This is a genomic window from uncultured Senegalimassilia sp., assembly GCF_934630535.1.
Classification (GTDB): domain Bacteria; phylum Actinomycetota; class Coriobacteriia; order Coriobacteriales; family Eggerthellaceae; genus Senegalimassilia.
The window spans coordinates 1-6,849 of sequence record NZ_CAKTVU010000038.1; the positions used below are offsets into that span (position 1 = coordinate 1).

Genomic DNA, 6,849 nt, shown 5'->3' on the forward strand with positions numbered 1-6,849 from the left:
GAAAGGGCCTGACCCCGGTTCGAAAGAATCGAGGCCAGGCCCAATATTGTCTATTGACAATGTCCTGCTCATATTAAGAAAGCGGGCCGGACATTGCTGCCCGGCCCGCGTACATTCGTGGAGCCAACGACCGGATTCGAACCGGTGACCTGCGCTTTACGAGAGCGCTGCTCTACCAGCTGAGCCACGTTGGCACACGGCTTCTTGCGAAGCGCGAATATGAACTATACCGAAGAGCCTGCCGTTTCGCAAGGGGCAAATGCAACTTTTCGAGCGAACGAGCGGGCATTCGCGGTTTCTCCACAGGCTTGCGCCCTAGCGTTGCAGCCCTCGAGAGTCGCACAGGAACGCGCTCAACCGCTGCGGTCATCACTCCCGAGAACCGCGCAAGGCGAGCCCTATCGCCGCCGTCATCGCACCCGAGAACCGTCCCAGCGCGCCCTACCACTGCGGCAACCACGCCCGGGAACCGCACGGGCGCACGTCTTCGCCGGCTACTCCTCGTCCTCGGGAGCCTTCACCACCAGCACGGGGACCTGGGCCTCGCGCAGCACATAGCTGCTCACGCTGCCCAGCATGCCGCGCAGAGCGCCCAGCCCGCGGCTGCCCATGATGATGAGCCCGCAGCCGTTCTCCTGCGCGTACTTCACGATCTGGTCGCCCGGATGCACCTCGGGCAGCAGGCAGACGCGCTTCTCGTTCATGAGCGGGCGAATCACCCCGTCGACCTGCGCATGCAGGCGCTCGGAAGCTTCCTCCGTTGCCTCCTCCATGGCTTCTTGCATGCCCATGGGGACGACGCTTTCGGTCAAATCCACGCCGCGAGCCTCGAGCTTTGCCACGGCGGTTCGCTCCAGGTCGACGATCTGGACGACGTGCAGCGCAAGCCCGGCGTCCTCCTTCGCGAAGCGCACGGCCTCGTCAAGCGCCGCGCAAGCGGAATCGGACCCATCGAACGGGACCATAACGGCATCGTAGAGCATTGCAACCCCCTTCTTTAACCGATTGAACCTGTTCGGGCGATACCACGCGCGCGTAGCGGCGGGCAATAAGCGCCGACCGTCACCGTGCGCCAGGCAATGCCCCGACCACGCATCCCGCATGTCACGCATGCGCTCGCAGGCCGCAGGAGCGGCTTGGCATAAACGCCGCATCCCCTTCCCTACCAGGTTATATCCCCAGTATAGCAAGAAGCCCCGCGGCAATGGCCGCAGGGCTTCCGCAAACACCGCTCGCGCAAGCGGCGTTGCCATGTTGTAACGTTTTGCGAACGCGGCGGGCGAACCGCCCCACGCGCAAGCGAAATGTCGGCTACACCTCGAGGTGCTTGAACGCCTCGGGGACCTCCTTGAAGCCCTTGGACTTCACGGCGCCGACGATCAGGCCGATGATCAGCCACACGATGCCGACGATGTAGGTCATCGTCTCGAAGCCGGTGAACACGTATACCAAGATGCCGATGCCGATCCAGGGGCAGATCAGGTACTTCACGATGTCGCCGAAGGTGTTGCGCTTCTTCTCGCGGATGAAGAAGAACAGGAACACAGCGAAGTTCAGCAGGATGAACGAGGCCAGAGCGCCGAAGTTCACCAGGCCGGCAAGCTGGGTCATCTTGTCGCCCATGGGGATGGACAGGCACAGGGTGACCACACCCAGGAACACGGCGGAGAACCAGGGGGTCTGGTACTTCGGATGAACCTTGCCGAAGGCCTTCGGGATAACGCCGTCGCGGCCCATGGAGAACAGCAGGCGCGAGGAGGCCATCTGGGCGTTCATGATGTTGGCGATGCCGATGGCGATGATGTTGATGACCAGCATGATCTTGTAGAAGACCGGGCCGCCCACCAGCATGACGGAATCGAAGAAGCCCATGTCGGGGTCGGTGTTGGCCCAGTCAGGCTGCACGATGGCGGCGATGTAGGTCTGGGCGACGAACACGACGATGATGGCGCACAGGGCGATCAGGATGCCGCGGCCGATGTTCTTCTCGGGCTCGTGGGTTTCCTCGGCCAGCGTGGACATGCCGTCGAAGCCCAGGAAGGAAAGCGCGGCCAGCGAGATGCCGGCGGCGATGAAGTGGGCGTCGACCTGGCCTTCCTGGTAGATCGGGTCGAGCACGAAGGCGCCGGCGCCGCCGCCGCCCATGATGAAGTTGCAGCCGAGCGCGATGAACGCGATGACGGCCAGAACCTCGATGACGAAGATGACCCAGTCAACGCCGCGGCTCATCTGGATGCCGCGGATGTTCACGAACGTGTTGAAGGCGATGAAGACCACGGCCCACAGCCATGCCGGGCTGTTGGGGATCAACGCGGTGCCCCAGTTCATGACCATGACGATGAGCAGGGACGGGACCAGGATGTAGTCCAGCAGGATCAGCCAACCGGCGATGAAGCCGACGTGCGGGTTGATGCCGCGCTGCACGTAGGAGTACACGGAACCGGCGATTGGGAAGCGACCGGACATGCGCATGTAGCTCATGGCGGTGAACATGATGGCCACGAAGCCGATGATGTAGACCAACGGCGTCATGCCGTGGCTGTTCAGCTGGATGGAGCCGAAGATGGATTGCGGGGCGATGATGACCATGAACAGGACGCCGTACATCACCACGTCCCAAAGGCCCATCCCGCGGCGCAGCTCTTGCTTGTAGCCGAACTGCTCGATGTTGTCCCCGGCGTTACCCTTCGCCGGAGCTTTTTGCTCTGCCATTTCCCTTTCCTCTCTTTCTTGCGGGGAAAACAAGCATTGCGCAGGGCCAGGAGCGCGATTCCCGGCTCTACGCAATAGTCCGTACTTTAGCACGTTAAAGCGCACCAGTAGGGCGAATATGGCAAATCCTAGCGCTGCCATGCGTCTTTTTGATGCCGAAAGGCGTCTTTGCACACGCGCAAGGCACGAAAAATGCCCGATTTCCTGGGGAAACCGGGCATTTTTCATCAGATGTCGAAGTCTATGGCAGCGGGATTGCCGTCCATTTTCACACTCGCTCGCTGAGGCGAACGGTAGATTTCCAGCGATAAACGGTTGCGCGAACGCGTGGGATTTTGCGCATTGCGCACTGCGATCCGGCCATGTCTTGCCGTTTGACCGGAAGCACCTTACCGCCGTAAACGATCGCCGCGTCCGCGAGCCGACCGGCCAGCGCCTACGGCTGCGGAATCAGAACGGGGAACTCGGACAGCTTCGGCGTCCCGATGCGCAGCGACACATCGACCTCGCACGGCTCGCAGCCCTGGCTCACCTCGACGTCGCTTTGCACGGACATGTACATGTAGGTTTCCACGGCATCCCAACCGGTGACGCGCATCAGCAGACGCTGCAGCTCCTTCGAGCCGTTCATAAGCGCCTGCTCGTAGTGGGTGCCGCTGCAGTTCACGTACCACTTGCCGTCGGGGCCGAAGGTTTCGAGCACGGGCCAGTTCAGCTCGAAATCCTTCACCAGCTGCACGCGAACGGTGATTTCAGCGGGAATCTCGATGCCGGTGCCGCACAACTCGGCGTCTCCCATGGTGGCGTGCACATCGCCCATCTGCAGAAGCGCGCCGGGAACGCGCACGGGGAAGTACAGGCGCGTGCCCTTGGTAATCTTCTTGTTGTCCATGTTGCCGCCGTGGCTGCCCACGAAGCCGTCGATGACGTCGGGGCCGGACGGCGCGGTGCCGATGACGCCGATCATGGGGTTGATCGGGAAACTGACCTGGTTGAACGTGGCCATACCGTCCTTGATGGGGATCTTCTTGGTGCGGTAGCCGGTGGTCTCGAACAGCGGGCCGCAGTGGTCGTCGGTGGCGATGGTGCCCTCGTCGGCAACCTTCACCTCGTAGATGTCGACCACCAGCACGTCGCCGGGCTCGGCGCCCTCGATGTAAACGGGGCCTGCCGCCGGATTGGCGAAACCGTAGGTGTAATCCAGGTCGGCCATGGTGGTGTTCTCGTCGGGAATGCGGTTGCTGAAGCAGTCCTGCGTGTTGAACTGCAGCACCTCGCCGGGCTTTGCCGTGGCACAAGGCTTGTTGTCCTTGGAGAATTCGTAAACCTGATCGGTGATAATCTGCATGATGCCCCCTTCTTCATGGTAGCGAACGCGGCTTGCCGCCGTTTCGAGCGATTGTACGCCAACGACCGCAGGCGCGCCATGGCGGACGGCAGCCTGGCGAGGCTGGCACGGCGCCCGATGCGAAGGCGATGTCCTCGCAAGGCGAGCCGGTATCCGGCGCAAAGGCCGCGAACGCAAAAGGGGGCGCGCCTCCGTATGCGGAAGCACGCCCTTTCGACGCGTTGAGCACGTTATATAGGCACATGAGGCTCACAGCTCGAGCACGACGGCCTGCTCGAGCTCGATGCCGCTGCGCTGCGCCAGCGAATCCAGCAGCTCCGCCGCAGCCTCGGGCTCGAGCCATGCCATGCCGCAACCCGCGGAAAGCTGCCGCGGGATGGGCGCAAGGCGGCCGCGAAGGCCCCCGCCTACGGCCGCCTGCTTGAAGGCGAGCGCGTCAGTGGTGGTATGGAACGACGCCACCGCAGTCTTCACCTTCTGCCGTGCCATGGGTTAGGCGATCTCGATCACGAAATCGTCGCCGACGCGCTGCGCCGTGGCCGTGCGCTTGCGCTTCTTCGCCAGCGAGCAGATGTTGTCGCGGGCCACGGTGTTGCTCACCGTCACCTTGATGGGCTCGGAGCCGCCCTTCTTCATGGCGTTCATGGTCAGGATGACCGGTTCGGGGCAGGAAAGCCCACGGGCATCAACTTCGATCATTTGAAGTCCTTTCGCTAAATGAACTGGGGAAACAGGATTACAGCTTATACGCTACGCGGCGTTCTTCTGCTTGCGCACGTTCACGATGGCGATGACGAACAGCACCACGATGCAGCACACGAGCACGATTTGGCCCGCAACGCTCGGGCCGCCCAGGACGGCCGCCTTCTCGGCGGTTGCGGCGGAGGCGGCAGCGCCCGCCAGGCCGAAGTTGTGGGCGAAGGCGGCGCCGATGAGCATGCCGACGAAGGTGACGGCGGCGTCGCAGGAGCCCTGGCCGGCCAGCGTCATCTGACGCAGCGGGCAGCCGCCGGCCAGCGTGGCGCCGAAGCCCACGGCGTACAGGCCGAGGATGTTCCACAGATGCTGGGAATGGGCGATGGGCTGACCGTCGAAGCTGAGCTTGAAGCCGCCCGTGGCCAGGTTGAACACCACCATGACCACGAACAGGCCGACGATGGGCAGCATCAGGTCGAAGTCGCGCATGAGGAAGATGTTGCGGACGGAGCCGGCGAAGCAGATGCGGACCTTCTGCGCCAGGGCGCCGATCACCAGAGCGGTCACCAGGGCGATAAGCACCGGAGCATGCTTGGAGCCCGGGCCTGCCTGGCTGACGGCGAACACGCCGGCGAACACGCTGATGCACAGGCCGATGATCAGCAGCACGGGCAGGACGGCGCCGGCCGTCTTGTTCGTGTCATGCTCGCGACCCAGGGAGTAGCCCTTCTTCAGGAAGAACGTGCCCGTGGCGACGCCCAGAACGAAGCCGATGAGGCCGACCCAGGCGTTCAGGTCGCCGGCTGCCATGCGCAGCACCATGCGAAGCGGGCAACCCAGGAAGATAAGGGCGCCGATCATCATGATGAAGCCCAGGACGAATCGGGTCATGGGGGAAGAGCCCGCCGTGGAGCGATACTCGCGCGTGGCCAGGGCGATCAGGAACGAGCCGACGACCAAGCCGACGATTTCGGGACGGAAGTACTGCACCGTCTCGGTGGTCTGCAGCTTCATGGAGCCCGCCATATCGCGGATGAAGCACGCGGCGCACATGGCCATGTTGGCGGGGTTACCGGAGAAGGCCAGAAGCGCCATTCCAAGGCCGACCAGCACGCCGACCAGGGCCAAGCCCTTTTTGCTGTTGAGGAAATCCAAGGAAGTCCCTTTCTATATATAAAGATGAATCGTTCGCATTCGATCCTCCGTCGCGCATGCGCACGCGCGGGCCCACGAGCCTGCGGGGACGACAAGGCAGAACGCCCAAAACGCCATTCGAAACGGAAAACAATGCAAGCCGCGTCAAAGCGCGGCGAAATCGACGCCCAGCAGAATGCGTCGGATGCGGGCAGAAAGCCCGTGACAGAATGATTGCGCTAGCAGAATTCGCGCAAGCAATGCCGTATTGTAAAAAGAGGTTGCTTTCCTGTCAAAGTCAGCGGGCGCTAATCTTCCCCGAGCGGTAGACGGGGCGTCTGCGAAAACTTTGCCTATAGGGTTTGCCGCGGATTTGCCTATAGAGGAGGTCGCAGGATTGCCTGATAAGGCCTCCCGCATCTTCGCTGTAGCATCGCAAGCAGGAATCGATCGCATTGCCGTTGCGTCACCTACGGAGCCCTCATAGTGCTACCACAGCATCGTCCTGAAGCACCATCCATTTGTGATGGTTCTGTGATGGATAATCATTTGCTTGCATCACGGCGGAAAGGCGCGTATAGTTCTTTCTCGCAGCTTTTCCAAAACATTCGGTTCTGAGAAAAGCGGGTCACATATTGCGGGGTGGAGCAGTCTGGTAGCTCGCCGGGCTCATAACCCGGAGGCCGTAGGTTCAAATCCTGCCCCCGCGACCAAATGTTCAAGCCGCCCATCGGGCGGCTTTTTTGCTGCGTGGTTTTCATTTCTCCTTCTAGGTCGGTAATCAGAAACAGCCGCAGCGAGGTCGTCATCGGCAAGGCCGGCATGCGCCACCAGGAGGTCTCCGAGGCCCCGCTCGAGGCCATCTGAGAGGCGCTCGCCAACGCACTGCGAAGCACTGCGAAGCACTGCGAAGCACTGCGAAGCACTGCGAAGCACTGCGAAGCACTGCGAAGCACTGC

6 protein-coding genes and 2 tRNA genes are annotated in these 6,849 nt (G+C 62.2%); 1 reads left to right on the forward strand and 7 read right to left on the reverse strand.

Going from position 1 to position 6,849, the window contains the following annotated elements; all coding sequences use genetic code 11:
* Positions 1 to 118: 118 nt before the first annotated feature.
* From Q0D52_RS10010 to yedE, 7 genes are all read right to left on the reverse strand, one after another.
* Positions 119 to 194, reverse strand: a tRNA-Thr gene (locus Q0D52_RS10010).
* Between the two features lie 300 nt (positions 195 to 494).
* Positions 495 to 983, reverse strand: coding sequence for a universal stress protein (locus Q0D52_RS10015; protein WP_294382658.1), 489 nt, complete (start codon positions 981 to 983; stop codon positions 495 to 497).
* A 328-nt stretch (positions 984 to 1,311) separates the two neighbouring features.
* Positions 1,312 to 2,712: an APC family permease gene (locus Q0D52_RS10020; protein WP_294382662.1), complete on the reverse strand. Its 1,401-nt coding sequence runs from the start codon at positions 2,710 to 2,712 to the stop codon at positions 1,312 to 1,314.
* 436 nt (positions 2,713 to 3,148) lie between these two features.
* Positions 3,149 to 4,060 (reverse strand): acetamidase/formamidase family protein, encoded by a 912-nt coding sequence (locus tag Q0D52_RS10025; RefSeq protein WP_118349336.1) that lies wholly within the window; start codon positions 4,058 to 4,060, stop codon positions 3,149 to 3,151.
* Between the two features lie 249 nt (positions 4,061 to 4,309).
* A complete protein-coding gene (locus Q0D52_RS10030) occupies positions 4,310 to 4,549 on the reverse strand; it encodes a DUF3343 domain-containing protein (protein WP_294382665.1) in 240 nt (79 codons plus the stop codon).
* Positions 4,550 to 4,552: 3 nt separating this feature from the next.
* A complete protein-coding gene (locus Q0D52_RS10035) occupies positions 4,553 to 4,759 on the reverse strand; it encodes a sulfurtransferase TusA family protein (RefSeq protein ID WP_042432096.1) in 207 nt (68 codons plus the stop codon).
* Positions 4,760 to 4,810: 51 nt separating this feature from the next.
* Positions 4,811 to 5,911 carry a YedE family putative selenium transporter gene (yedE, locus tag Q0D52_RS10040; RefSeq protein ID WP_294382668.1) on the reverse strand — a complete coding sequence of 367 codons (1,101 nt, stop codon included), beginning with the start codon at positions 5,909 to 5,911 and terminating at the stop codon, positions 4,811 to 4,813.
* A 615-nt stretch (positions 5,912 to 6,526) separates the two neighbouring features.
* Between yedE and Q0D52_RS10045 the strand changes: the two genes are divergently transcribed.
* Positions 6,527 to 6,603: transfer RNA gene (locus Q0D52_RS10045), tRNA-Met, on the forward strand.
* Positions 6,604 to 6,849: the final 246 nt, after the last annotated feature.